21 protein-coding genes are annotated in these 24,847 nt (G+C 54.6%); 16 read left to right on the forward strand and 5 right to left on the reverse strand.

Features of this window, described 5'->3' with window-relative positions:
* The first annotated feature begins 4 nt into the window (after positions 1 to 4).
* Genes N5923_RS19740 through N5923_RS19750 form a run of 3 tightly spaced genes read left to right on the forward strand, consistent with a single transcriptional unit; the run spans position 5 to position 3,425 of the window.
* Positions 5 to 988, forward strand: coding sequence for an ABC transporter permease (locus tag N5923_RS19740; RefSeq protein ID WP_267141867.1), 984 nt, complete (start codon positions 5 to 7; stop codon positions 986 to 988).
* Positions 985 to 1,818: an ABC transporter permease gene (locus N5923_RS19745; protein WP_267141866.1), complete on the forward strand. Its 834-nt coding sequence runs from the start codon at positions 985 to 987 to the stop codon at positions 1,816 to 1,818. Before N5923_RS19740 ends, N5923_RS19745 begins: the two co-directional genes overlap by 4 nt.
* Complete coding sequence (locus N5923_RS19750; RefSeq protein WP_267141865.1) at positions 1,815 to 3,425, forward strand: dipeptide ABC transporter ATP-binding protein; 1,611 nt, start codon at positions 1,815 to 1,817, stop codon at positions 3,423 to 3,425. Before N5923_RS19745 ends, N5923_RS19750 begins: the two co-directional genes overlap by 4 nt.
* Before the next feature lie 103 nt (positions 3,426 to 3,528).
* Here N5923_RS19750 and N5923_RS19755 read toward each other — a convergent pair whose 3' ends face one another.
* Together N5923_RS19755 and N5923_RS19760 are read right to left on the reverse strand one after the other, a co-directional pair.
* A complete protein-coding gene (locus N5923_RS19755) occupies positions 3,529 to 4,452 on the reverse strand; it encodes a sulfonate ABC transporter substrate-binding protein (protein ID WP_267141876.1) in 924 nt (307 codons plus the stop codon).
* Between the two features lie 118 nt (positions 4,453 to 4,570).
* On the reverse strand, positions 4,571 to 6,460 hold the full coding sequence (locus tag N5923_RS19760; RefSeq protein WP_267141864.1) for an aliphatic sulfonate ABC transporter substrate-binding protein: 1,890 nt from the start codon (positions 6,458 to 6,460) through the stop codon (positions 4,571 to 4,573).
* A gap of 278 nt (positions 6,461 to 6,738) precedes the next feature.
* Between N5923_RS19760 and ssuD the strand changes: the two genes are divergently transcribed.
* The 7 genes from ssuD to N5923_RS19800 all read left to right on the forward strand — a co-directional run bounded on the left by ssuD (position 6,739) and on the right by N5923_RS19800 (position 14,616).
* Positions 6,739 to 7,911 (forward strand): FMNH2-dependent alkanesulfonate monooxygenase, encoded by a 1,173-nt coding sequence (gene ssuD, locus N5923_RS19765; RefSeq protein ID WP_267141863.1) that lies wholly within the window; start codon positions 6,739 to 6,741, stop codon positions 7,909 to 7,911.
* 357 nt (positions 7,912 to 8,268) lie between these two features.
* Positions 8,269 to 9,477, forward strand: coding sequence for an SfnB family sulfur acquisition oxidoreductase (locus N5923_RS19775; RefSeq protein WP_267141862.1), 1,209 nt, complete (start codon positions 8,269 to 8,271; stop codon positions 9,475 to 9,477).
* A 10-nt stretch (positions 9,478 to 9,487) separates the two neighbouring features.
* Entirely contained in the window at positions 9,488 to 10,696 is a 1,209-nt protein-coding gene (locus N5923_RS19780; protein ID WP_267141861.1) for an SfnB family sulfur acquisition oxidoreductase, read from the forward strand.
* Positions 10,693 to 12,069, forward strand: a complete 1,377-nt coding sequence (locus tag N5923_RS19785) for an LLM class flavin-dependent oxidoreductase (RefSeq protein ID WP_267141860.1) — start codon at positions 10,693 to 10,695, stop codon at positions 12,067 to 12,069. The genes N5923_RS19780 and N5923_RS19785 overlap by 4 nt, the downstream gene beginning before the upstream one ends.
* 9 nt (positions 12,070 to 12,078) lie before the next feature.
* A complete protein-coding gene (locus N5923_RS19790) occupies positions 12,079 to 12,879 on the forward strand; it encodes a MetQ/NlpA family ABC transporter substrate-binding protein (protein ID WP_267141859.1) in 801 nt (266 codons plus the stop codon).
* Between the two features lie 2 nt (positions 12,880 to 12,881).
* Positions 12,882 to 13,982 carry a methionine ABC transporter ATP-binding protein gene (locus tag N5923_RS19795; protein WP_267141858.1) on the forward strand — a complete coding sequence of 367 codons (1,101 nt, stop codon included), beginning with the start codon at positions 12,882 to 12,884 and terminating at the stop codon, positions 13,980 to 13,982.
* Positions 13,966 to 14,616 carry a methionine ABC transporter permease gene (locus N5923_RS19800; protein WP_267141857.1) on the forward strand — a complete coding sequence of 217 codons (651 nt, stop codon included), beginning with the start codon at positions 13,966 to 13,968 and terminating at the stop codon, positions 14,614 to 14,616. The genes N5923_RS19795 and N5923_RS19800 overlap by 17 nt, the downstream gene beginning before the upstream one ends.
* 130 nt (positions 14,617 to 14,746) lie before the next feature.
* On the opposite strand, the gene N5923_RS19805 is transcribed toward N5923_RS19800, so the two are convergent.
* Complete coding sequence (locus N5923_RS19805) at positions 14,747 to 15,460, reverse strand: SDR family oxidoreductase (RefSeq protein WP_267141856.1); 714 nt, start codon at positions 15,458 to 15,460, stop codon at positions 14,747 to 14,749.
* A 145-nt stretch (positions 15,461 to 15,605) separates the two neighbouring features.
* Positions 15,606 to 16,622, reverse strand: a complete 1,017-nt coding sequence (locus tag N5923_RS19810) for a lipoate--protein ligase A (protein ID WP_267141855.1) — start codon at positions 16,620 to 16,622, stop codon at positions 15,606 to 15,608.
* Between the two features lie 142 nt (positions 16,623 to 16,764).
* Here N5923_RS19810 and N5923_RS19815 point away from each other — a divergent pair, with 142 nt between their 5' ends.
* From N5923_RS19815 to N5923_RS19840, 6 genes are all read left to right on the forward strand, one after another.
* A complete protein-coding gene (locus N5923_RS19815) occupies positions 16,765 to 17,523 on the forward strand; it encodes a hypothetical protein (RefSeq protein WP_267141854.1) in 759 nt (252 codons plus the stop codon).
* Positions 17,524 to 18,238: 715 nt separating this feature from the next.
* Positions 18,239 to 19,129 carry a carbohydrate ABC transporter permease gene (locus tag N5923_RS19820; RefSeq protein ID WP_267141853.1) on the forward strand — a complete coding sequence of 297 codons (891 nt, stop codon included), beginning with the start codon at positions 18,239 to 18,241 and terminating at the stop codon, positions 19,127 to 19,129.
* Positions 19,122 to 20,030, forward strand: coding sequence for a carbohydrate ABC transporter permease (locus tag N5923_RS19825; RefSeq protein WP_267141852.1), 909 nt, complete (start codon positions 19,122 to 19,124; stop codon positions 20,028 to 20,030). Before N5923_RS19820 ends, N5923_RS19825 begins: the two co-directional genes overlap by 8 nt.
* A gap of 13 nt (positions 20,031 to 20,043) precedes the next feature.
* Positions 20,044 to 21,171: an ABC transporter ATP-binding protein gene (locus N5923_RS19830; protein WP_267141851.1), complete on the forward strand. Its 1,128-nt coding sequence runs from the start codon at positions 20,044 to 20,046 to the stop codon at positions 21,169 to 21,171.
* Between the two features lie 15 nt (positions 21,172 to 21,186).
* Positions 21,187 to 22,476, forward strand: a complete 1,290-nt coding sequence (locus N5923_RS19835) for an ABC transporter substrate-binding protein (protein WP_267141850.1) — start codon at positions 21,187 to 21,189, stop codon at positions 22,474 to 22,476.
* Between the two features lie 191 nt (positions 22,477 to 22,667).
* A complete protein-coding gene (locus tag N5923_RS19840) occupies positions 22,668 to 23,372 on the forward strand; it encodes an oligogalacturonate-specific porin KdgM family protein (protein WP_267141849.1) in 705 nt (234 codons plus the stop codon).
* 71 nt (positions 23,373 to 23,443) lie between these two features.
* On the opposite strand, the gene N5923_RS19845 is transcribed toward N5923_RS19840, so the two are convergent.
* The gene (locus tag N5923_RS19845; RefSeq protein ID WP_267141848.1) at positions 23,444 to 24,712 is read right to left on the reverse strand and encodes a glycoside hydrolase family 10 protein; all 1,269 of its coding nucleotides are present in this window, start codon (positions 24,710 to 24,712) and stop codon (positions 23,444 to 23,446) included.
* Positions 24,713 to 24,847: the final 135 nt, after the last annotated feature.

Here is a 24,847-nt window from a genome sequence, read left to right on the forward strand (position 1 = left end):
TCTGATGGTCGATGCCACCCTGTCAGCAGGCCGCCTGCCACGTTATGGTATCGCCAGAGTGTGGCGGCGCGCATTGCAGGGCATTATCGTGTTGTGGGCGGCGTGGAGCCTGACCTTTGCCGTACTGTATATTCTGCCGTCAGATCCGGTCACCATTATGCTGAATCAGGGCGAGCAGAGTATGGTTGATCCGGCGCAGGTGGCGGCGCTAAAGGCGCAGTATCATCTTGATTTACCGGTTTATCAGCAGTACGGGCTGGCGTTCTGGGATCTGCTGCATCTCAATCTTGGGCAGTCAATTATCAGTGGTGACAACGTCACCTCTCTAATCTGGCAGGCGCTGCCATCGACGCTGTTGCTGGCGCTCTGTGCGCTGATGGCTGCACTGATTATTGGCGGCGGACTGGCGGCGGGCGTTAGTCTGCTGGCGTCGGGGCGGGTGAAATCGGCGCTGCTGGCGCTGCCTTCCCTCGGCGCCGCCTTACCGACCTTCTGGCTGGGGCTGCTGTTGTTGCAGGCTTTCTCCTTCAGCCTGCCATGGTTTCCGGCGATGGGCAATCAGGGCTGGCAGTCGCTGGTGTTACCGACGCTGGCGCTGGCGGTGCCGACCGCCGCGATGATTGCGCAGGTGATGAACCGCTCGTTGTCAGAAGTGTGGCGGCGGCCGTTTATTGATGCACTGCGTCTGAAGGGCGCGGGCAATACCCATCTGCTGTGGCGCCATGTGCTGCCGAATGCGGCGATCCCGTTACTGACACTCTCCGGCATGATTTTCGGCAATTTACTGGCTGGCTCGGTGATTACTGAAACCATCTTTTCCCGTGAAGGCATCGGGCGGCTGGCCGAAGGGGCGGTTTCTGCGCAGGATATTCCGGTGGTTCAGGGGGTAGTACTGACTACGGCGGTGGTGTTTGTGCTGGTCAACTTTATCACTGATGCGCTCTATCCACTGCTGGATCCGCGCATTGGCGCAGGAGAAAAACGATGAGCCTGCTGTTGCTGGATAAACCTCCGCGTCGGCCACTGGCGCTGACCCTGTGGCTGAGTATTGCGCTGTTGCTGATGGTGGCGTTATGGGCGCTGTTTCCTGGCTGGTTCAGCCATCAGGATCCGCTGGCCGGGGAGGCCTTACAGGCGTTACAGGCTCCCTCTGCCGCCCACTGGTTTGGCACCGACCATCTCGGCCGCGATATTTACAGCCGCAGCGTGCATGGCACCGCACTGACGCTACAGGCAACCATTTTTTCCGTGGCTATCGCTTTTTTTCTCGGCTCGTTAATTGGCGTGCTGGCCGGTTATATCGGCGGCAGGGTCGACAGCCTGTTTATGCGCATTATCGATATTTTAATGGCGGTGCCTAATTTGCTGCTGGCGATGGCGATTATCACCGTGCTGGGATTTGGCACCCTGCATATTGCGGTGGCGGTGGGTCTCTCTTCGGTAGCCACCTTTGCCCGTCTGTCACGTGGTGAAGTGCTGCGCAGCCGCACCCATCTGTTTGTTGAAGCTGCCCGAGCCAGCGGCGTCAGCCATCTGGCGATTATTCGCCAGCATATCCTGCCGCATGCGCTGGCGCCGGTACTGTCGCTGGCGGCGCTGGAGCTGGGCTTTGCGTTGTTATCCGTCTCGGCGCTGAGTTTTCTTGGTTTTGGCGCACCGCCACCGCAGCCGGAATGGGGACTGCTGATTGCCGAAGGGCGTAACTATATCGCCGCCGCCTGGTGGTACACCACGCTGCCAGGAATGATGATCGTGCTGGCCGTACTGGCTACCAACCGGGTAGCCGGATTTATTCAGGATTATGCGGAGGATTTATGACCACAGCGCTGTTAGCGGTTGATCAACTGACTATCGATTACCGCCATAAGCAGGGCGGCGCCGTGCAGGCGGTGAAATCCCTCAGCTTCAGGGTTAATCCCGGCGAGGTGGTGGCGCTGGTCGGTGGATCGGGTTCTGGAAAATCAACCACTGCGGCGGCTCTGGTGGGCTTACTCAGCCGTCAGGCGCTACGGCGGGCAGGAAGTATTGCGTTTAATGGTCAGGCGCTGGAAAACGCCAGCCAGCGGCAGTGGCAACAGCTGCGCGGGCTGGATATCGGTTTTGTGCCGCAGGATCCGGCGCAGGCGCTTAATCCTATCCAGACCATTGCGAAACAGATGCAGGAAGCGCTGACGCTGCATAATGTGCCAAAAAAAATCGCCGCCGCGCGTCTGCCCGCGTTACTGGCCGAGGTCGGATTAAATGACAGCCAGCGCGTGCTGGCCAGCTATCCGCATCAGCTCTCCGGCGGGATGCGCCAGCGGGTGCTGCTGGCGATGGCGATGTGCCATCAGCCACAACTGATTATCGCCGACGAACCGACCAGCGCGCTGGATGTCAGCGTGCAGAAACAGGTGCTGGATGCGCTGGCGGCGGTAGTGGCGAATAAAAATATTGCGCTGATTCTGATCACCCACGATCTGAATGTGGCGCTTGAGCGGGCAGACCGGGTGCTGGTGATGCATGAAGGCCAGCTGGTCGAGAGCGGCACGCCTGCCAGTCTGCTGCGTCAGACCCGTCATCCTTATACCCGTCTGCTGCTGGAAGCATCACCGGCCTTTTTAACCGTGCCTTACCGCCAGCCGCCCGATGCGGGGTTGCCGCTGATGCAGGTAAAAGAGCTAAGCAAACAGTTTGTTTTAGCCGGTGGCGCAACCTTTAACGCGGTAGATCAGGTCTCTTTTCCGCTAATACGCGGCGGCACCACCAGTCTGGCAGGCGAGTCGGGATCGGGGAAATCGACCACGGTACGCATGCTCGCCGGACTGGAACACCCGGATGGCGGACAGATCGAGTTTGATGGCACGCTGTTATCCGCTGGCCGCAGCGCAGAATTTCGCCGCCGGGTGCAGATGGTGTATCAGAACCCTTATGCGTCGTTAAACCCGAAGATGACCCTCGAAGCGATTATCACCGAGCCGTTACGGGCGTTTCGTCTCGGCAATAAGCAGACTCAGCGTGAGCGCGCAGCGGAACTGCTGGCGGCCGTGGAGTTACCGGTTAATTTGCTCACCGTGCGGCCTTCAGCGCTTTCCGGCGGCCAGCGCCAGCGAGTGGCGATTGCGCGCGCGCTGGCCATCTCACCTGAATTGCTGATTCTTGATGAGCCGGTTTCCGCGCTGGATGTGGCGGTGCAGGCGCAGATCCTGGCCCTGCTCGATCGCTTACAGCGTGAACATGGCCTGACTTATCTGTTTATTTCGCATGACCTGGCGGTGGTACGGCAGATATCAGATTATGTGGTGATTATGCAGCAGGGCAAAGTGGTTGAGCAGGGGGAGGTGGCATCCATTTTCACCACGCCTTCTTCCGCCTATACCCGCCAGTTACTGGCGCATATTCCGGGGACATTTGGGCAGAAAATGGCATTGTATCGGAGTGCTTAGGGAGGCTAATCTTCATCGCCAGTGCTATGGTCCGCCTGCGGTTGCCTGTCACAGGCGTTATCCATTTGCATTAGCGATGATTAGGCCAGCGGCTCCGTTTTTATTACTTCTTATCCAGCGACCAGGTCGCGCTGCTGACGTCCACTTTCACCGGCAGCAGCCCGATTTGGCTAAATTTATCCGCCAGCGCCTGCTGTTGCTTAAATACTTCCGGTGTCATCCGCTCGGCGCCATAGGGCATTCTGGCCAGTGCCCGTTGCCAGACAGGTTGTGGCAAACCGGTAGAATCCGACAGGATTTTCGCCGCCGCTTGCGGGTTTTTATTCGCCCAGTCGCTTAGCGTACCCAGCTCATCCACCACCTGTTTTGCGGTCTGCGGATAAGTATCAGCAAACTTGCGACTGGCAAGATAGAAGGTGTAATGCGGCACTAACCCTTCGGCATTTTTCACCAGTCTGGCTTTCGCGTTGGTTTCCACTTCGGCGTAGTAAGGATCCCAGATCACCCATGCATCCACCGCACCACGCTGGAAAGCGGCGCGCGCATCGGCGGGCGGCAAATAGACCGGGGTAATATCTTTATAACTGAGTCCGGCATCTTCCAGCGCACTGACCAGCAGATAGTTGACATCCGAGCCTTTATTCAGCGCCACCCGTTTGCCTTTCAGATCGGCGACGCTTTTAATTGGCGAATTCTCCGGCACCACAATCGCTTCGGTTTTCGGGTTAGCAGGCGAGTGAGCGAGATAGACCAGTTCGGCCTGCGCAGCCTGGGCAAAAGTCGGCGGCGCATCGCCGGTCGCCGCCAGATCGATACTGCCAATATTTAATCCTTCCAGCATCTGCGGGCCAGCCGGGAATTCGACCCAGCGCACGGCAATCCCCTGTTTTTTGAACTGTGCATCAAGGGTACCGCGGTATTTCAGCAGGGCGAAAATATTGGCTTTCTGATAGCCGATATTGACAGTTTTCGGCGCGGTTTCCGCCAGTGCATTATGCAGTGAGCCAAGCATAGCCGCGGCCACCATGCCGCTGATGAGTAATTTTTTCATTGTGATTCCCTGAGTTATCGGTGTTATCTGCGCAACATAGCAAACCGGGCCAAAAGCGCTTAACGAGTAAAAATCATATCCTTAGCTAAAAAAATTATTCCAGCCACACTGCATCCCGGATCTTAATCGCCCGCGGTAATAAACCGAGCGCATAGAAACGGTCAGCAATCGCCTGCTGCTGGCGGATAATGGTCAGATCCATACGCCGGGTCTGATGACTGCGGCGCGCCAGCGCATGTGACAGAGAATCAGTGGCCAGTCCCAGTTCCGCAGACAGCAGCGCGGCGGCCTCGGCACGATGCGCGTCGATATAGCGGCCGGTCTGCTCGAGCGCCGCCAGCAGCGCATGCAGCAGATCGCCGGAGTGCGCGGCGAACTCACGGTGAGCAAGATAGAACTGATGATTATTAACCCGCCCGACACCGTTGGCGATCACCCGCAGCTGATCGCCATGCTCAGCATCGCTGAGTAACGGATCCCACATCATCCACGCATCCACCGCATGGTGATCGCTGGGGGTCAGCGGATATTTTGGTGGCGCATAGACCACGCGCACATCCTCCAGCGTCATGCCAGCCTCATCAAGGATCTGCACCAGCAGATAATGCACATTTGATCCTTTATTCACCGCGATCCGCTTGCCGCGCAGATCGGCAATGGTATGCAGCGGGCTGTTACTGGCCACCAGCAGCGCCACGCTTTGCGGTGCGGCGGGTTCCCACGCGACATACAACAGCATATTTTTATCAGCCTGCGAAAATATCGGTGGCACTTCGCCGGTAGTACCAAAATCAATCTCGCGATTGGCCAGCGCATGCAGCAGCTGAGGACCGGCAGGAAACTCGCTCCACAGTACGCTAATGCCGCGATCGGCAAATTCAGCTTCCAGTGACTGACGCGCTTTCAGAATGCCCAGATTGCCAAATTTCTGATAACCGATGCGCAACTCACGTTCATGCAGCGCCGTGTCGCCGGAACTTCTCGGAACACTGCCCGCCAGACTGCGACGCGGTTTAATCAGCCCCAGATGACCGAGCTGAGTGCGCAGCGTGTTACGGCTGATCCCCAGCAGCGTCGCCGCCTGCAGTTGATTGCCGTGACTCAGTTCAAAGGCATTGCGCACCAGCGCACCAGTGATACGTTGCCAGGTCTGGCCGTCGTTGCTCTGCAGCTGCTGACGCATAAAGTTATCCAGCGCATCATCACCTGCCGCCAGCCGTTCATGACTCACCGCACTGAGCCGTAGCTGGCGCGGGGTGATCAGCGGCTCTTTGCTCAGCAATACCGCATTATGCAGCGTGTTCTCCAGCTCACGGATATTCCCCGGCCACGGGTACGTCATCAGCGTAGCCAGCGTATCTTCGCTGAGCCGCAACTGCGGACGGCCAAGACGGCGTGCATACAGCGTCAGAAAGTGATCGGCCAGCAGCGGAATATCTTCCCGCCGCTGACGCAGTGGCGGCAGGGTGACCGCCGCCACATTGAGCCGGTAATAGAGGTCTTCGCGGAAACGGCGTTCACGAATCGCATGGGCCAGATCGACATGGGTGGCGGCAATCACCCGCACGTTAACTTTCACCGGACGGTGCGATCCAACGCGTGTCACCTCGCGCTCCTGTAATACGCGCAGCAGTTTCACCTGCAACGGCAAACTCAGCTCGCCGATCTCATCCAGCAGCAGGGTGCCGCCTTCCGCCGCCTCAAACCAGCCCTGATGACGTTCCGCTGCGCCGGTGAAAGCACCTTTTTCATGGCCAAACAGTTCCGATTCGGCAAGGCTTTCGGTCAGCGCGCCACAGTTCACCGCCAGAAACGGCTGCTGGCGGCGTGGGCTGTGATGATGCAGATAGCGCGCCACCACCTCTTTGCCGGTGCCGGTTTCACCCACAATCAGCACGGTGGCATCGGTTGGCGCCAGCCGATCCAGCACGCTCTGAAAGGCGATCGACGCCGGGTCGATTAAGGTGGGGCCATGATTCTGCATTGCGTTACCTGCATGGAAAAAAACCTGACGCCACAATAGCGCCAGACGGCGGCAGCGACGAGAGGGAGCAGCGCGGTTTTCTGCTGCAAATGCAGCACAACACGCGCAACAACTGCTGCATTTGCAGCAAACCAGGCAGTGAGTTTATTAATTATCATATTGATATTTAACAATAAAAAACACACTTCACAACTGGCATACTTCCTGCTATCAGTGTTATAACCAAAGATTTACTTTCCATCCAATAAATTCATATATCGTTATATAGGAAAATGATAATGAGCGAGACAGCACAGGAAAACATTAACCTCTTCTGGTTTCTGCCGACCCATGGCGACGGACGCTACCTTGGCACCACTGAAGGTGGTCGTGCGGTGGATCTGCCTTATTTACAACAGGTTGCACTGGCGGCGGACAACCTTGGCTACTACGGCGTGCTGATCCCGACCGGTAAAAGCTGCGAAGACTCCTGGCTGGTGGCATCCGCACTGGCGCCCATTACCAAAAAATTACGTTATCTGGTGGCAGTACGTCCCGGATTGCAGCCACCCAGCCTGGCCGCGCGAATGGCGGCGACGCTGGATCGTCTGTCGGAAGGTCGTCTGCTGATCAATGTGGTCACCGGCGGTGATCCGGTCGAAAACAAAGGCGATGGCATCTTTCTCAGCCACGCTGAGCGTTACCAGGTAACGCGCGAATTTCTTGAGGTCTATTCGCGTCTGCTAAAAGGCGAAAAGGTGGATTTTAACGGCGAGCATATCCGCGTCGAAGGAGCGGAAGTGCTGTTTCCGCCGGTGCAGGAAGATGGCCCGCCGCTCTACTTTGGTGGTTCGTCTGACGAAGCGATCGACGTGGCCGCCGATCAGATCGATACCTATCTCACCTGGGGCGAGCCGGTAGCGCAGGTAGCGGAAAAAATTGCAGTGGTGCGAAAACGCGCCGAAGAACGTGGCCGAACACTAAGTTATGGTATTCGTCTGCATGTTATCGTGCGTGAAACCGAAGAAGAGGCGTGGGCCGCAGCAGACCGGCTGATTGCACATCTTGATGACGACACCATTGCCGCTGCGCAGAAGATTTTTGCACGAATGGACTCCACCGGCCAGGCGCGCATGAGTGCGCTGCATGGCGGTTCGCGCGACGGACTGCGTATCGCCCCCAATCTGTGGGCGGGCGTCGGCCTGGTGCGCGGCGGCGCGGGCACTGCGCTGGTCGGTAATCCGCAGCAGGTGGCGGAACGTATTCGCGAATATCAGGCGCTGGGGATTGAGAACTTTATTTTCTCCGGCTATCCACACCTGGAAGAAGCGCATCGCTTCGCCGAACTGGTGATGCCGTTGCTGCCGCTGGCCGCCAATGCCGCCAGGCGGCAGCGCACAGTCAATACCGGGCCATTTGGCGAAACGATTGGTGGCGATCGTCGTCCGGTTAATCACACCAGTGCCAGCTGAACAGAAGCGGATGATTTATTAAACGCGGAATGTCACTGACTGGGAAGTTAATGGTAATCAGCCAACCTTTATCTGGCAAACAGGCAACGGCGGATAAATTAATAAGCTGCTGGCGCGCATAATATACGTCAGCAGATTATTATCCGGATATAATATTTCCATTTATCGTACTGATAATGTGGCGAAATTTATCGACTGACATTAATATCGCCTTAGCAATATTACAGCCATGTAATGCCATATATGTCATAAGACAGGCGCGCTGTTTATTATTATCATCAATTAAATTAATAAGCTTTCCCGGTTAATGGCCTGCGCCATAACGGGTTTTGCCTGCCTGTTAATTAAGGGAAACAGATGAGTCATATTGCCAGTATTTTACCCGAACCCGCACAGGTTATTTTTAGCGATGAGCAGGCGATCCGTGCTGCGCATACGGTCGCCGGGCTGGCGCTTAGCGAAGCGGTGATTCGCGACCGCGAACGCCTCTATCCGCTGGAAGCGTTGTCGTTATTCAGCCGCTCGGGCCTCGGCAGTATCTCGGTGCCGCGCGCCTTTGGTGGCGGTGGACTGAGTTATCGCACGGTGGCGGAAGTGTTCCGAATTATCTCCGCCGCCGACCCTTCGCTGGGGCAAATCCCGCAAAACCACTTCGGCATTATCCAGTTTTTGCTCGATGAAGGCTCGCCGCAGCAGCAACAGACGCTATTTACCGCAGTAGTGGAGGGGCAGCGCCTGGGTAATGGCGGCCCGGAGAAAAATACCCGCCATAGCCGTGAAGTGCTGGCACGCCTGCACAGCACCGAACAGGGCTTACGGCTGAGCGGCGAGAAGTTTTACTCCACCGGCGCACTGTTTGCCCACATTGTGGTCACCAGCGCGATTGACGATCGCGGACAGGCGGTCATGACCTTTGTGCCACGTCTCGCGCCAGGGCTGGATATTATCGATGACTGGTCCGGTATCGGCCAGCGCACCACTGCCAGCGGCACCGTACGCTTACAGGAGGTCGCCGTTGATGCCGGACTGGTGATCCCATTGCCGGCAGTGGATAAACCTTCGCTGCGTGGTCCGGTTTCACAACTGATTCAGGCGGCGATTGATGCCGGCATCGCGCGCGGCGCTTTTGACGAAGCCTGTGAATTTGTCCGCCAGCATTCACGCCCGTGGATTGATGCCGGGGTGGAGCGCAATGCCGACGATCCCCATCTGCAGGCCGATATTGGCCGGGTATACGTTGAGCTGAGCGCCGCCGATGCGCTGCTGCGTCGTGCCGCCCGCACCCTTGATGGTATCGATGTCGCCAGCCTGAATGCGGAAAGCGCCGCGCGCGCCTCGATTGCCGTCGCCGAAGCGAAAGTGCTGACTACCCAGGTAGCGCTGAAAGCCAGTGAGAAGCTGCTGGAGTGGGGTGGCAGCCGCGCAACGCTCAGTGAACACGGTCTTGATCGCCACTGGCGTAATGCCCGCACCCATACGCTGCATGATCCGGTGCGCTGGAAATACCACGCCATCGGTAACTACTACCTCAACGGAATTTTCCCGGCGCGTCATGCCTGGATTTAAGGATGCCTCTATGAGCCACAGCAAGGTGAAAGCCAGAACCCCGGCCAGCGTGATTACCTCGCCGGAGCAGGCGCTGAACGTCGCCCGCGAACTGGCGCAGGCGTTTCGGGTTGAGTCCGCTCAGCGTGACCGTCTGCGTCAGCTGCCGTTTAAACAGCTGGAGGCGCTGTTTGCTTCCGGCCTTGGCGCCATTACCGTGCCGGAGGACTTTGGTGGCGTGGCGGTGCCGACCGCGGTGCTGGCGCAGGTGATAGCGATCCTCAGTGAAGCGGATGCCGCCATTGGTCAGATCCCGCAAAACCATTTCTATGCGCTGGAAGTACTGCGCGTGAACGGCAGTGATGCCCAGCAGCGCCGTTTCTATCAGGAGGTGCTGGAGGGCATCCATCTGGGCAATGCGCTGGCCGAGTTTAGTTCTGCCGCCGCCCATTACCGTACCACCTCGGTTTTGCCTGATGGCGACGGCTATCTGCTACAGGGCAAAAAGTTTTATGCCACGGGCGCGCTGTTTGCTGACCGTATTCCCACCGCCGCCCGTGATGCCGAAGGTAAGGAGCAGCTGGTGTTTGTGCCGCGTCATCAGGCCAACGTCACGGTTATTGATGACTGGTCAGGCTTTGGTCAGCGCACCACCGGCAGCGGAACGGTGATTTTTGATCGTGTACGCGTGACGGCTGACGATATCGTGCCGTTTCAGAGCGCCTTTGAACGCCCGAGCACCGTCGGGCCGTTTGCGCAGATTATGCATGCCGCTATCGATCAGGGCATCGCCCGTGCGGCGTTCAGCGATATGCTTAACTTTATTAATACCCGTGCGCGGCCATGGCCGGATTCCGGCGTCGATCGCGCCAGCGAGGATCCACTGACTATTGATCGGGTCGGGCAACTGGCGGCGCGTTTACAGGCCGGGGATGCGCTGCTGGAAGAGGCGGGGGAAACCATTGATGCCGCCCAGCGCCATCCTGATGCCAGCCATGTGGCAGAGGCATCTGTGCAGGTAGCCAGTGCACGCGCCTGGACCACGGAAGTGGCGCTGGAAGCCGCTAATTTGCTGTTCGAACTCTCCGGTACCCGCTCGGCACTGCGCGAACATAATCTCGACCGCCACTGGCGTAATGCCCGTACCCATACGCTGCACGATCCGGTGCGCTGGAAGTATCCGGTAATTGGCAACTATGTGCTTAACGGCGTGCTGCCGCCACGCAGGGGGACATTATGAGCCAGCCTGGCAAGCCGATCCTGCTGAACGCCTTTAATATGAACTGCGTCGGCCATATTCATCACGGCATGTGGACTCATCCGCTGGACCGCTCCACAGAGTTTAACGATTTAAATTACTGGCTGGATCTGGCGCGCACCCTGGAGCGTGGTATGTTTGATGGCCTGTTTATCGCCGATATTCTCGGGGTTTACGATGTCTACCAGCAGGGCATTGGCTTAACCGCCAGCGAGTCGATCCAGCTGCCGGTCAACGATCCGCTGATGCTGGTATCAGCAATGGCCAGCGTCACCGAACATCTTGGCTTTGGTCTTACCGCCAACCTTAGCTATGAAGCGCCATATCCCTTTGCGCGCCGTTTTTCCACCCTCGACCATCTGACTAAAGGACGGGTGGGCTGGAATATTGTTACCGGCTATCTCGACAGCGCCGCGCGCGCCGTCGGACAGACCCAGCTGCCGGGACATGACCAGCGCTACGATCAGGCCGATGAGTTTCTTGATGTCAGCTATAAGCTATGGGAAGGGAGCTGGCAGGACGATGCGGTGCTTGCCGATCGTCAGCAGCGGCGCTATGCCGATGCCAGCAAAATTCATCCGGTGCGCCATCATGGTGAGTTTTATCAGGTCGAAGGGTATCACCTGTCGTCACCGTCTCCGCAGCGCACGCCATTGCTGTTTCAGGCGGGCAGTTCTGCGCGCGGTATCCGCTTTGCCGCCCGTCATGCGGAGTGCACCTTTGTAAATGGCAGTACGCCGCAGGCGATGCGTGCGCAGGCCGACAAGCTGCGGCAGGCCGCGCGCGATGCCGGACGTCAGCCAGAGGATCTGAAGATCTTTATGGGCGTCTCGGTGATTGTCGCGCCAACCGAGCAACAGGCGCGCGAGAAGCATCAGGAATATCTGCGTTACGCCAGCCCGGAAGCCGGAATCGCCCACTTTTCCAGCTCTACCGGTATCGATCTGGCGCAGTTCGGGCTGGACGAGCCGATTCACAGCGGCGCCACCCGGGCGATTGAGTCGGTAAGTCAGGCCTATAACGGCTGGACCCGCCGTCAGCTGCTGGAGCAGCATGCGCTGGGAGGGCGTTACGCGCTGATTGTCGGCAATCCGGCGCAGGTGGCCGAAGCCTTAATTAACTGGATCGATGAAGCCGGGATTGATGGCTTTAATCTGACGCGCATTGTTAATCCGCAAAGCTATATCGACTTTATTGATTTGGTGGTGCCGGAACTGCAACAGCGCGGCCGCTATAAAACTGCTTACCAGTCCGGTTCACTGCGAAAAAAATTGTTTAATCATGACCGGTTACCGTCACGCCATCCGGCTGCCCGCTGGCGCGTCGCTGACCACACCTCAGGAAAATACCTCTAAGGAATTACGATGTCTTTAAGCAAACATTTATTACTGGCCGGAATGCTCATTGCTTCAGCTGTCGCCACCGCGGCGGATTATCAGGGGCCGTTAAAAGTCGGCACCACTTCAGCGTTTGCGCCGCCACTGGAAACCGCCGTGGCCGAAGCGAAGAAGCAGGGGCTGAATGTCGACCTTATCGAGTTTACCGACTGGACGGCGCCTAATGTCAGTCTGGAAAATGGCGATATTGACGTCAATCTGTTCCAGCATCAGCCGTTTCTCGATAATGCCAATCAGCAGGGGGGATTCCATCTGGTGAAGTATGCCCCGGCGATTATCAATAACGTCGGACTCTATTCGAAAAAGCACAGCAGCCTGGATCAGATCCCGCAAGGCGGCACGGTGGCGATTGCCAATGACCCGATTAACGGCGGACGCGGCCTGCTGTTACTGCAAAAAGCCGGGCTGATTAAACTGAAGCCGGGAGCCGGGCTTAAATCCACCGTTGATGACATTATTGATAACCCGAAAAAGCTGAAGATTATTGAAGTGGAAGCAGTACAGCTGTCGCGTTCGCTGGAGGAAGTGGATCTGGCGCAGGGTTATCCGCACTATCTTCGCTCTTCGGGGGTGATTGACCCGAATAACGCTCTGCTGTTTGACGGGCTGGAACACCCGGAATATGTGATTCAGTTTGTGATCCGTGACGGTCATCAGAACGATCCGCGCCTGAAGAAATTTGTCGATATCTATCAGCACTCACCGGTGGTGCGCGCCAGCCTCGATAAATTCTACGGCAAACTGTATCAGCCGGGCTGGAGTCAGTAACCATGGTGAGTTTGCCGTGGCCTGAAGTGCAGGAACGCAGCGCGGAACTGAGCCTGGCGGAACCGGGACCGGTGCATATCGCCATCAGCGGGTTGTACAAACGCTATGCCGGTCAGCAGGTCGATGCGCTGCAGAATATCAATTTGCAGATTGCCCGTGGCGAGATCTTCGGCATTATCGGCCGCAGCGGCGCGGGCAAGTCGTCGCTGATCCGCTGTCTGAACCGGCTGGAGAGTCCGGGCAGCGGCAGCGTGGTGGTGGACGGTGTGGATATCGGCAGCCTGTCATCTACGGAGCTGGTGGTGTGGCGGCGCGGCACCGGTATGATCTTTCAGCACTTTAATCTGCTGTCGGCGAAAACCGTGCGCGAGAATATCGATTTACCGATGCGGGTGGCGGGGATCGCGCCCGCACAGCGACAGCGCAAGGTGGATGAGCTGCTGGCGCTGGTGGGACTGGAAGATCGTCAGCACGCCTATCCGGCCCAGCTTTCCGGCGGACAGAAGCAGCGGGTAGGGATTGCCCGCGCGCTGGTGCATGAGCCAAAACTGTTGCTGTGCGACGAAGCGACCTCGGCGCTGGATCCGGAAACCACGCGCGCCATCCTCGCGCTGCTGCGCGATATCAATCGCCAGCAGGGGATTACCATTGTGCTGATTACTCATGAAATGCAGGTAATTCACGACCTCTGTCATCAGGTGGCGGTGCTGGAACAGGGAAGGGTGATTGAATGCGGGCCGGTATGGCAGGTTTATGGCGATCCGCAGCATGAAACCACCCAGTTGTTGCTGAATCCGCAGCATAACAGCCTGCCCGAACCGCTGAAAAACCGGCTGACGGCGCAACCCGCAGCGGCCGACGCCAGGCCACTGATCTGCCTGAGCTATACCGGACAGGGTGCGGTGCCGCAGCTGGCGCAGCTAAGCGACTTGCTCGGCAGCGATATTACGCTGGTGCAGAGTGCGCTGGAGTGGGTACAGGATCGACAGATTGGTCAGCTGCTGCTGCTGACGGCAGCGGGTCAACAGCCCTTTCAGGCAGATATTATTCCGGCAGCATTAGCCGATCGCGTGGAGGTACTGGGCTATGTCACTGCAGATTGACCGTTTATGGCAGGGATTGCTGGATACGTTAATGATGGTCGGTATTTCATCACTGGCGGCACTGCTGCTGGGGCTGCCTCTGGCGGTGATTCTGGTGATTACCGACCGGGAAAATCTGTTTGCCAGTCCGCAGCTGAATCGCCTGCTCGGCTGGCTGGTGAATCTGTTTCGCTCGATCCCGTTTCTGATCCTGATGGTGGCGCTGATCCCGTTTACACGGATGATTGTCGGCACCACTTACGGGGTCTGGGCGGCGATAGTCCCGCTAACGCTGGCCGCCACGCCGTTTTTTGCCCGTATTGCCGAGGTCAGCCTGCGTGAAGTGGATAAAGGGCTGGTGGAGGCGGCGCAGGCGATGGGTTTCCATCGGCGACATATTATCTGGCATGTACTGCTGCCGGAAGCGCGCCCGGGAATTGTCAGCGGCTTTACCATTACGCTGGTCACCATGATTAATGCTTCGGCGATGGCGGGGGCGATTGGTGCAGGAGGACTCGGCGATCTGGCTTATCGTTACGGCTATCAGCGTTTTGATACCCAGGTGATGATTACCGTGATTGTGGTGCTGGTGGCGCTGGTTACACTGTTGCAGCTATTTGGCGATCGTCTGTCACGGCGTCTGAATCATCGTTAGCCTGCATCTGCATCTGCATGGGCGGCGAGAACGCCGCCCCTACAAAAATTCACCGGATTAGGTAGGGGCGGCGTTCTCGCCGCCCGTAAAATCACCATTGTCACAATTCCCGCAGCACAGCCATCATCTCTTAGCGCTTCGCCTTATCATGGCGCGGTCTGACATTGATATCAGTGATCTGGGTTTCTTCACTGGCATTAATCACCAGCCGCACCGCAGCGGCAACCGAGACGGGAAGGCTGTATTCCAGCGGATCGATGGCGGCAAAGTCACCGGCGCGTTCACGACTTTTTTGATTCATCGGCGTATCAGTAGGGCCGGGAGATACCGTGGCGACACGTACTCCATTAGCACTCTCTTCGCCGCGTAAGCCGTGAGCCAGCGCATTAAGCGCAAATTTGCTGGCGGAATAGACGGTATGTCCGGCTAATGCCTGAGTGCCTGAGCCGGAATTAATAAATACCACCTGTCCCTGGGTTTCGCGCAACGCAGGCAATGCCAGCCGCGTCAGTTCGGCAGGTGCAAACAGATTAATTGAGAACTGTTTTTGCCAGAGTTCTGCGCTGGCGCTATCCACTCGTGCGCGCTCCGAGATAGCAGCGGAGTGGATCAGGGCATTAATCGTTGGCAGCGAGTCGATAAAACGTTGCTGGGCAGCGAAATCAAGCAGATTAATGTCGACCGCTTCGACGTTTTCCAGCAGCTGCAGTTGCTCCAGCGCCTCTTTATTACGACCCAGCGCATAGACATAATGGTCACGCGCTAAATCATGGACGATGGCGAGACCGATACCGCTGGTTCCACCGGTGACAACCGCGACAGGTAATGCGGAAGAGAGACCCATTGTTCTACTCCTTCAGAGGGTTACAGGGATAACCACGCTATCACTGCGTTACGGGGATAACGACTAAGTTATCGCGCTTAGCTTAGTTAAAACATGGGATTACATGACTTGATCTCTACCGTGTAATGCTGCCCGCCCCTGAATATCAACTCACACCTGCACGAATCCAACGCTCAAGCTCCTGCAAGTCGCTTTGCTGCTGCGGGAATTCGGTGATTAACTGCCGGACATGCTGCGCCAGCACTTCCGGGCGATAGGCTGCACCTTGTAGTCTTGATGCCAGCGCTTCCAGTGGGGCGGGATTCAGGCTGTCGCTAAAAATCTGACAGCGGCTGATGGTTCCGCGCTCGACATCAAAGTGAATCTCCACGCCGCCCCAGCTAAAACGCGTATCCAGCAGGTGCGAGAAATCCGGCGCATTGCCAAAGTTCCATTCCCAGCTGCTCTGTCTGGCAAACTGCTGGCTAAAACCGGGCAGGTCAGGCAGCGCTTCCGGTGAGATGCGCTCAGGTTCACAACGCGAATTAAAATGGGCAAAGAATGCGTCAGTCACCGCCGCGCAGATACTTTCATAACTGACGCCCGCTTTCAGCTCCTCAAGGTTTGCCACGCGTGAACGCACTGAGGTGATACCTTTGGCCTGCAGCTTTTTTACATCCGGGTTAAGGTAATCAGCCAGCCGGGAAAGATCGGCATTCAACAGGATGGTGCCATGATGGAAACCGCGGTCCGGGGTTTCGCGGTAGGCGGAGCCGGAAATTTTGCGCAGGCCGTCGGCGGTATTTACCACCAGGTCGTTGCGACCAGAGGCTTCCGCGGCAATACCCAGGTTTTCCAGCGCCTGCAGAATAATGCCGGTGGAAACGCTTTTATCGTACTCGGGTTTTCCGGCCATAAAGGTAAAACAGCAGTTTCCCAAATCGTGAAACACCGCACCACCCCCGCTGCTGCGGCGCGCCAGTCTGACATTATCTTCCGCCATCCGCCGCGTATTGCACTCTTTCCACGGGTTCTGCGCGCGGCCAATCACCACCGTTTCCGCGTTGCGCCACAAAAACAGCACCCGCTGAGTCGCGGGCATCTGACGAAAAATGCACTCTTCAACAGCCAGATTAAACCAGGGATCGTACGATTCAGACAGCAGCAAACGTAGTGAGGACATTATTGACTCCATTTCCATATGAACGCGGCGTCAGGCAATACCAGAGATTCTTCCGAGATCTCATCTGATACGTTCATCTCAATATCGATATCCGTTATATTACGCGTAAGATCACAAAAAGCATCAGAGGAAGTACCGCGTTATGATTAACCGTTTCACTCTTGCCGCCATTGCGGCTGCTTTTGCGCTTACAGGATGCGCAAAACACTCAGTCAACGAACCTTCGACCGATTTTGCGTCTGGCGCGACGGTGCTTAACGTAACGCATGTTCCCGCCCGCACCGCAGATGGCGCAACCGTATTTGTTACCGTTGATGGCAATGATGCTGGTGCGCTGCCTTATGGCGAAAGCATGCAGCTGCATGTGCCAGCCGGTAAGCATAAGGTTGGAGGCTATGCGCGTTCGATTATTGGCCGTGTCACCATTGCGCCAGTGGAGATCACCACCTCGGGCAATACTGCCAAACATGTCGCCTATACCGTAACCAAGAGCAAGCCGAACTTTACCCAGTTGCCTGACGAGCCGTTACCTCAGGCACCGGTCGCCAACGTTGAGCCACAGCCGCAAGTCGCAGAGGCGGAGACAGCGAAGGTGGAGACTCCGGCGGCCACAACCGCGACCCCGGCAGCCACTACTGAGACGCAGGCAACCACAACCGAAGCCCCGGCAGTTACCACTGAAACTCAGGCAACTACAACCGAAGCCCCGGCAGTTACCACTGAAACTCAGGCAACTACAACCGAAGCCCCGGCCGCTACCACTGAAACTCAGGCAGCCACAACCGAAGCCCCGGCAGCTACCACTGAAACTCAGGCAGCCACCACTCAGCCACAGGTAGCACAAACCCAGGCCACCGGAACAACCGAATCTGCTGAGACGTCAGAAACGCCTCAGGGTTAACAGATCCGTGATCAAAACTCTGCAGCAGATAAACAAAGGAGCTGGCGTAAAGCCAGCTCCTTTTTTGTTATGCCTCAGGGCAGATATCATTTTTTGTGATAATTCAAAATATTTTAAATTGTTAAAATAAGTTTTTAATTATCTAAGAATCACACCACTAAAGCTGTAAATACGGCCGGCTTAGCGATAAGAGCAGCGGGCGGACACCGTGGGTAGCGGCCAGGCGCAGGGGCAGTCGGCTCGCAGTATGCGCAATTCCATATCAATAATTTGCGATCTATATCAAATAGTTAGAACGCTAGTTGTAAATGAAACGTTAAGTTGATTATTTTAAAACAACGTTTCGATATCGATCACAGTTTCATCAAATGGTCGATGACTGCACCAAAAACTGGCTCTAATATACTGAAACATTGTTTTGGTTTACCCGGAGAAAAAGTTGAGGGTGGGGCTGACAGGGGGCGACAATCTCTGGTTTGTGATACAGCTCGCTTATAGTAGCAAGGTGGTCGGTGCGACTGCTAAACACTTTTTCCTTAGCAAACATTTATTAAAGACGGCGCTGCCGCAGCGATAACGCTTATCTCTGCTTATCAGCACCGCCGGGGGTTATTTCGCCAAAATTAACGGAGGCAGTGATGAATGTGAGGCTAATAACATTCATTTTTTAAATGTCATTAATTTATTTCTGATGTAGTCAACACAGGTAAGCATGATGAATGAGAACAGAATGCTCGGGTTAGCCTGGATATCGCCCTATATTCTAGGACTGATAGTGTTTACAGCTTTCCCCTTTGTATCATCGTTTTTTCTAAGTTTTACCGACTATGACCTGATGAATCCGCCAGTATTTAACGGGGTAGAGAATTATCGTCATATGTTGTTAGAAGATGATTTATTCTGGAAATCGATGTGGGTGACATTTGCCTATGTTCTTCTGACTATTCCGTTAAAACTGGCGTTTGCGCTGGGAATCGCTTTTGTCCTGAACTTTAAGCTGCGCGGCATAGGTTTATTCCGCACGGCGTTTTATATCCCGTCAATTCTTGGCAGCAGCGTGGCTATCGCGGTGTTATGGCGCGCCTTATTTGCCATCGATGGGCTGCTGAATGGTTTTATCGGCGTACTGGGTTTTGACCCGATTAACTGGCTGGGAGAACCGGCGCTGGCGCTGACATCCGTTACTTTGCTGCGGGTATGGCAGTTTGGTTCAGCAATGGTGATTTTCCTTGCGGCATTGCAGAACGTTCCGCAATCGCAGTATGAAGCGGCGATGATCGATGGCGCCTCAAAATGGCAGATGTTTTTAAAAGTCACGGTGCCGCTGATCACCCCGGTGATTTTCTTTAATTTTATTATGCAGACGACGCAGGCGTTTCAGGAGTTTACCGCGCCTTATATTATTACCGGTGGCGGCCCGACCCATTACACCTATCTGTTCTCACTCTATATCTATGATACCGCGTTTAAATATTTCGATATGGGATATGGCGCCGCACTGGCATGGATACTGTTCCTGGTGGTCGCCGTTTTTGCCTCTGTTGCCTTTAAATCGTCGAAATACTGGGTATTTTACTCCGCCGATAAAGGAGGGAAAAATGACTGATATCCATAATCATAAACCGGTAAATAGTGATACGACTGCGGGAAGGGAAATTAACCGCACGCTGCGTAAAGAGAAAGTTAATGCAGCGATCCGTTATACCATCCTGATCATTGTCGGTTTACTGATGCTCTATCCGTTGCTGTGGATGTTTTCCGCCGCATTTAAACCGAATAATGAGATCTTTACCACTCTCGGACTGTGGCCGGAACATGCCACCCGCGAGGGCTTCGTTAACGGCTGGAAAACCGGGACCGAATACAATTTTGGTCACTATATGGTGAATACCTTTAAATATGTGATCCCGAAGGTATTACTGACGGTAATTTCCTCGACAGTCGTGGCCTACGGCTTTGCGCGCTTTGATATTCCGTGGAAGAAATTCTGGTTTGCCACCTTGATTACCACCATGTTGCTGCCGAGTACCGTACTGCTGATCCCACAATATATTATGTTCCGCGAAATGGGCATGCTGAACAGTTACTTACCGCTGTATCTGCCGCTAGCCTTTGCCACGCAGGGCTTCTTTGTCTTTATGCTGATTCAGTTCTTACGCGGTGTACCGCGCGATATGGAGGAAGCGGCGCAAATCGATGGCTGTAACTCATTCCAGGTATTGTGGTATGTGGTGGTGCCGATACTCAAGCCGGCGCTGATCTCAGTGGCGCTGTTCCAGTTTATGTGGTCGATGAACGATTTTATTGGTCCGCTGATCTATGTCTACAGCGTGGATAAATACCCGATAGCACTGGCGCTGAAAATGTCGATTGATGTCACTGAAGGCGCGCCGTGGAATGAAATTCTGGCGATGGCCAGTATCTCAATCATGCCGTCGGTCATCGTGTTTTTCCTTGCCCAACGCTATTTCGTTCAGGGCATCACCAGCAGCGGCATAAAAGGTTAATTGAGGATATATCATGGCTGAAGTGATTTTTAGTAAATTGGGCAAAGTCTATTCCAACGGATTTAAAGCGGTACATGGTATCGATTTAACTATTCGCGATGGTGAATTTATGGTGATTGTCGGCCCTTCCGGCTGTGCCAAATCCACCACTTTACGGATGCTGGCGGGGCTGGAGACCATCAGTGAAGGCGAAGTGCGGATTGGTGAACGGGTGGTCAATAATCTGGCGCCAAAATCACGCGGCATCGCGATGGTATTTCAGAACTACGCGTTATATCCGCATATGACGGTGCGTGAAAATCTGGCGTTTGGCCTGAAATTAAACCGACTGCCGAAAAATGAAATTGAAGCCCAGGTTGCTGAAGCCGCAAAAATCCTCGAACTGGATGAGCTGCTTGATCGTCTGCCACGCCAGCTGTCGGGTGGACAGGCGCAGCGTGTGGCGGTAGGGCGCGCTATCGTCAAAAAGCCGGATGTGTTTCTGTTTGATGAGCCGCTTTCCAACCTCGACGCCAAGCTACGCGCGTCGATGCGTGTCCGCATTTCCGATCTGCATAAGCATCTGAAGAACAGCGGCAAACCGGCGACCACCGTCTATGTTACTCATGACCAGACGGAAGCGATGACGATGGGCGACAGAATTTGCGTAATGAAGCTGGGGCATATTATGCAGGTCGATACCCCGGACAATCTTTATCACTATCCGAACAATATGTTTGTCGCCGGTTTTATTGGTTCGCCGGAGATGAATATCCAGCCCAGCACGCTGACCAGCAGTGATGGCGAAATCGGTCTGACGGTAGGGCATTACACCCTGATCTTAAGCCCGCAACAGCAGAGCAAGGTCTCTGCCTGTGTCGGACAGCCGGTGTTCTTTGGCGTGCGCCCGGAATTTATCCATATTTCCCTGACGCCTTTCAGCGGTAATCATTCGCAGGGCGAGCTGGTACGCGTTGAGAATATGGGTCATGAGTTTTTTATGACTATCAAGGTCGATGATTTTGAACTGACCAGCCGTATGCCGTCCGATGAAGCGCGAAACATTATCGCCAGGGGACTGCACCAGACGGTCTATTTTCGTTTTGATATGGATAAATGCCATATTTTTGATGCAAAAACAGAAAATAACATCTCTCTTTAACAGGAGCAGTACCTTATGAAAACAGCAATCCTCAGCACATTGATTGCCTCGACTCTGGCGATATTATCCTGTCAGTCCTATGCGCAGGACGACGTCAATATACGCATGTCATGGTGGGGCGGCAATGGACGTCATCAGGTGACGCTTAAAGCGCTGGAAGAATTCCATAAGCAGCACCCGAATATCCATGTTAAAGCCGAATATACCGGCTGGGATGGCCACCTCTCCCGCCTGACCACTCAGATAGCCGGTAATACTGAACCCGATGTCATGCAAACCAACTGGAACTGGTTGCCGATATTCTCCAAAGACGGCAATGGTTTTTATGATCTTTATAAGGTGAAAGATCAGCTGGACCTGAACCAGTTTGACCCGAAAGAGCTGCAGCAAACCACGGTAAATGGCAAGCTGAACGGTATTCCGATCTCGGTTACCGCCCGGGTGTTCTATTTTAATGACCAGACCTGGATCCGTGCCGGATTAAAATACCCCACCAACTGGGATGAACTAAACGCCGCGGGTAAGGTGTTTAAAGAAAAACTTGGCGATCAGTATTATCCGATTATCCTTGAGCATCAGGATACGCTGTCGCTGCTGCGCTCTTATATGACGCAAAAATATAATGCGCCAGTCATCGATGAAAGCAGTAAAAAGTTCGCCTGGAGCCAGCAGCAGTGGGTTGAATTTTTCACCCTGTATAAAACCATGGTCGATAATCATGTGATGCCATCAACCAAATATTACGCCTCATTTGGTAAAAGCAATATGTATGAGATGAAGCCGTGGATTAATGGCGAATGGGGCGGAACCTATATGTGGAACTCCACCATTACCAAATACTCCGATAACCTGACCAAACCGGCAAAACTGGAGCTGGGGCCTTATCCTATGCTGACCGGTGCTAAAGATGCGGGACTGTTCTTTAAACCGGCTCAGATGCTGTCGATAGGTAAATCCACCAAATATCCTGAGGAGAGTGCGCTGTTAATTAACTTTTTGCTAAACAGCAAAGAGGGCGTTGATGCGCTCGGTCTGGAGCGCGGGGTGCCATTAAGCGCCGCGGCGGTGAAACAGCTGCGGGAAAATGGGGTGATTAATCATGACGATCCTGCGGTATCCGGCTTGCTGCTGGCGTCAGAGCTGCCGCATGAGATGAAAACTTCGCCTTATTTCGATGACCCGCAGATGGTGGCGCTGTTTGGCGATGTGTTGCAGTCAATCGATTACGGCCATAAAACGGTTGCTGAAGCAGCGAAATATTTTAATCAACAGGGAGACAGAATACTGAAAAGAGCCATGCGTTAGTATCATAAAAATATAAACAGAAATAAAACAGAGACGGCGGCAGACTAATTCTGTGGTTTAGTTTAACAACCCCCGCAAAAAATGCATCGCAATGTAAATAGCTCATCGATAAAAAGATCGCCAGAGTTTTCCTTTGGCGATCAGGGGATTTGTACAATTTTTTTACCTGTTAATAACTCTGGGACATTAAAATGAAATCTACATTAAAAATTTTGGCAATAGCAGTGGCCTCGGTAATCAGTTTTAATGCAGTCGCAACAACGATTGACTATCGGCATGAAATGAAAGATACCAGTAAATCTGACCATAAAGATCGATTGCTGCTTTCTAACCGTTTTGCCAATGGTTTTGGTTTATCTCTGGAAGGGAAATGGGGTCAGCACAGCTCTGATACCACGCCAAATAAGCCATTCCATGAGCATGTCAGTAACGGTACCGAAGTGGTCGCCAGTTATCTGTATAAATTCAATAATACCTTCTCGCTGGAACCAGGTTTCTCGCTGGAGTCGTCCTCTGATTCAAATAACTATCGCCCCTATTTACGTGGCAAAGTCAATATTACCGACGATCTGTCAGCCTCATTGCGCTATCGTCCATACTTTAAACGCAACCAGCCAGCTGAAACCAAAACTGATGAAAACGGGCATACGCTGACCATGGTATTGGGCTATAAATTCCTCGAAAGCTATACGGTGGAATATGAGCTGGAATATAAAAAGTCTGAGGATGTGATCTTATCCAACAATGAAAAGGAAGAGTGGTCGCATGATATTAAACTGGCCTATAAATGGGATAAAAACTGGACGCCCTATGTGCAGGTCGCCAATGTTGCTGGCAGCAGCACCACTGATGAGCGGCAGAGTCGTTTTCGCGTCGGTGTGGCCTATAATTTCTGATCCGGCAGTGTAAGTTATCACTGATTGTTATCTATGGGGAAAGCCTGTGCCGCGGCAGCTTTCCCTTTTCGTCAGCCACCCCAGCGACTTCTGAGGTAACTGACCGCGTCCTGTGTCTGCGGTTGATTAAGGTAGTTCTCTCTGAACAGAATCGTGCCGTTAATATTGGGTTCGGACTCATTTAAATCGAGCTGTTTTTTCAGTTCCGGTACGCCGCCATTTACCGTCCAGTCTGGTTCATTTTTTGACGATTCACCCACTTTATACAGTGCCACGCCGATATACAGACGCGTACTGGTCGGTTTCACCACTTCCGCCCACCATTTTGCCAGCACATCATAACGGGCCGCTTTCCGGGAGAAGGGCCAGTAGATCTGCGGAGCAATATAGTCCAGCAACCCTTGCTGCACCCAGCGACGGGTATCGGCATAGGCTTCATCATAGGCTGCCGCACCGCGCGTATCGGAACCTGCCGGGTCGTGCGAAAGGTTGCGCCATACGCCAGCCGGACTGACGCCAAATTCAACATCGGGTTTCAGTTGCTTAATCGTGCGAGAAACCTGTTCAATCAGCTGCTGAGTATTGTGTCGCCGCCAGTCCGCCTTTGTGGCAAAACCCTGACCGTACTGGCGGAAGGTCTGACTGTCGTTTAGCGTGGAGCCGGGGGATTCGGCATAGAAGTAATCATCGAACTGCACTCCGTCGACAGGGTAACGCGCAACCACCTCGGCGACGATGCTGGTGATCCAGTCGCGCGCATCCGGAATTCCCGGGTCAAGAACAAAACGATCGCCCGCGGTACGGATCCAGTCGTGATGCAGGACAAACACGCTGGCCGGATGCAACGACAGTGTGCGGTTCAGCTCAGCGACGGTTGAAGATTGGGTATTAACCGATACGCGATAGGGATTAAACCAGGCATGGACTTTCATTCCGCGCTTATGCGCCTCATCCAGCATAAACTGCAACGGATCGTAGCCGGGATCCTCGCCAATCGTGCCGGTAAGCATATCGGACCATGGCAGGATTTTTGACGGCCAGAGGGCGGTGCCATCGGGTTTGACCTGGAAGAAAACGGTATTGATGCCGAGGTTTTTCAGCTTATCCAGCTTATCGGTCAGCGCTTTCTGCTGCTGGCTGTTGCGCAGCGCCGCATTGCGGATATTCACCGATGCAACCGGTGGCCAGTCAAGGCGGGAAACGGTCGCCAGCCAGACGCCACGTACCGGTTCTTTAGCCGGCTCAGGTTTTGCCGGAATGGCTGGTTTAACCACAGCAGGCAATGGCGTGACCAGTGACTTCGGCGGTTCAGAGGAACAACTGGCAAGTAAAAGCGCCATGGCTGCAAAAACGGCTGGCCTGAGAGTGCTTAAGCGGGAAAAGCTCGGAGAACAGACGATGATAAACTCCAGTTTTTCTGGTAGTTATTCGGATTGAAATATTTTCTTATTATCCGGCGTAAAGTCAACACGTTA

The organism is Winslowiella arboricola, assembly GCF_025527015.1.
Lineage (GTDB): Bacteria > Pseudomonadota > Gammaproteobacteria > Enterobacterales > Enterobacteriaceae > Erwinia > Erwinia arboricola.

Bases quoted from the DNA above. Each gene is read 5' to 3' on its own strand.
- N5923_RS19740 (WP_267141867.1), top strand. From the start codon at position 5: ATGGTCGATGCCACCCTGTCAGCAGGCCGCCTGCCACGTTATGGTATC.
- N5923_RS19745 (WP_267141866.1), top strand. From the start codon at position 985: ATGAGCCTGCTGTTGCTGGATAAACCTCCGCGTCGGCCACTGGCGCTG.
- N5923_RS19750 (WP_267141865.1), top strand. From the start codon at position 1,815: ATGACCACAGCGCTGTTAGCGGTTGATCAACTGACTATCGATTACCGC.
- N5923_RS19755 (WP_267141876.1), bottom strand. From the start codon at position 4,452: ATGGTGGCCGCGGCTATGCTTGGCTCACTGCATAATGCACTGGCGGAA.
- N5923_RS19760 (WP_267141864.1), bottom strand. From the start codon at position 6,460: ATGCAGAATCATGGCCCCACCTTAATCGACCCGGCGTCGATCGCCTTT.
- ssuD (WP_267141863.1), top strand. From the start codon at position 6,739: ATGAGCGAGACAGCACAGGAAAACATTAACCTCTTCTGGTTTCTGCCG.
- N5923_RS19775 (WP_267141862.1), top strand. From the start codon at position 8,269: ATGAGTCATATTGCCAGTATTTTACCCGAACCCGCACAGGTTATTTTT.
- N5923_RS19780 (WP_267141861.1), top strand. From the start codon at position 9,488: ATGAGCCACAGCAAGGTGAAAGCCAGAACCCCGGCCAGCGTGATTACC.
- N5923_RS19785 (WP_267141860.1), top strand. From the start codon at position 10,693: ATGAGCCAGCCTGGCAAGCCGATCCTGCTGAACGCCTTTAATATGAAC.
- N5923_RS19790 (WP_267141859.1), top strand. From the start codon at position 12,079: ATGTCTTTAAGCAAACATTTATTACTGGCCGGAATGCTCATTGCTTCA.
- N5923_RS19795 (WP_267141858.1), top strand. From the start codon at position 12,882: ATGGTGAGTTTGCCGTGGCCTGAAGTGCAGGAACGCAGCGCGGAACTG.
- N5923_RS19800 (WP_267141857.1), top strand. From the start codon at position 13,966: ATGTCACTGCAGATTGACCGTTTATGGCAGGGATTGCTGGATACGTTA.
- N5923_RS19805 (WP_267141856.1), bottom strand. From the start codon at position 15,460: ATGGGTCTCTCTTCCGCATTACCTGTCGCGGTTGTCACCGGTGGAACC.
- N5923_RS19810 (WP_267141855.1), bottom strand. From the start codon at position 16,622: ATGTCCTCACTACGTTTGCTGCTGTCTGAATCGTACGATCCCTGGTTT.
- N5923_RS19815 (WP_267141854.1), top strand. From the start codon at position 16,765: ATGATTAACCGTTTCACTCTTGCCGCCATTGCGGCTGCTTTTGCGCTT.
- N5923_RS19820 (WP_267141853.1), top strand. From the start codon at position 18,239: ATGAATGAGAACAGAATGCTCGGGTTAGCCTGGATATCGCCCTATATT.
- N5923_RS19825 (WP_267141852.1), top strand. From the start codon at position 19,122: ATGACTGATATCCATAATCATAAACCGGTAAATAGTGATACGACTGCG.
- N5923_RS19830 (WP_267141851.1), top strand. From the start codon at position 20,044: ATGGCTGAAGTGATTTTTAGTAAATTGGGCAAAGTCTATTCCAACGGA.
- N5923_RS19835 (WP_267141850.1), top strand. From the start codon at position 21,187: ATGAAAACAGCAATCCTCAGCACATTGATTGCCTCGACTCTGGCGATA.
- N5923_RS19840 (WP_267141849.1), top strand. From the start codon at position 22,668: ATGAAATCTACATTAAAAATTTTGGCAATAGCAGTGGCCTCGGTAATC.
- N5923_RS19845 (WP_267141848.1), bottom strand. From the start codon at position 24,712: ATGGCGCTTTTACTTGCCAGTTGTTCCTCTGAACCGCCGAAGTCACTG.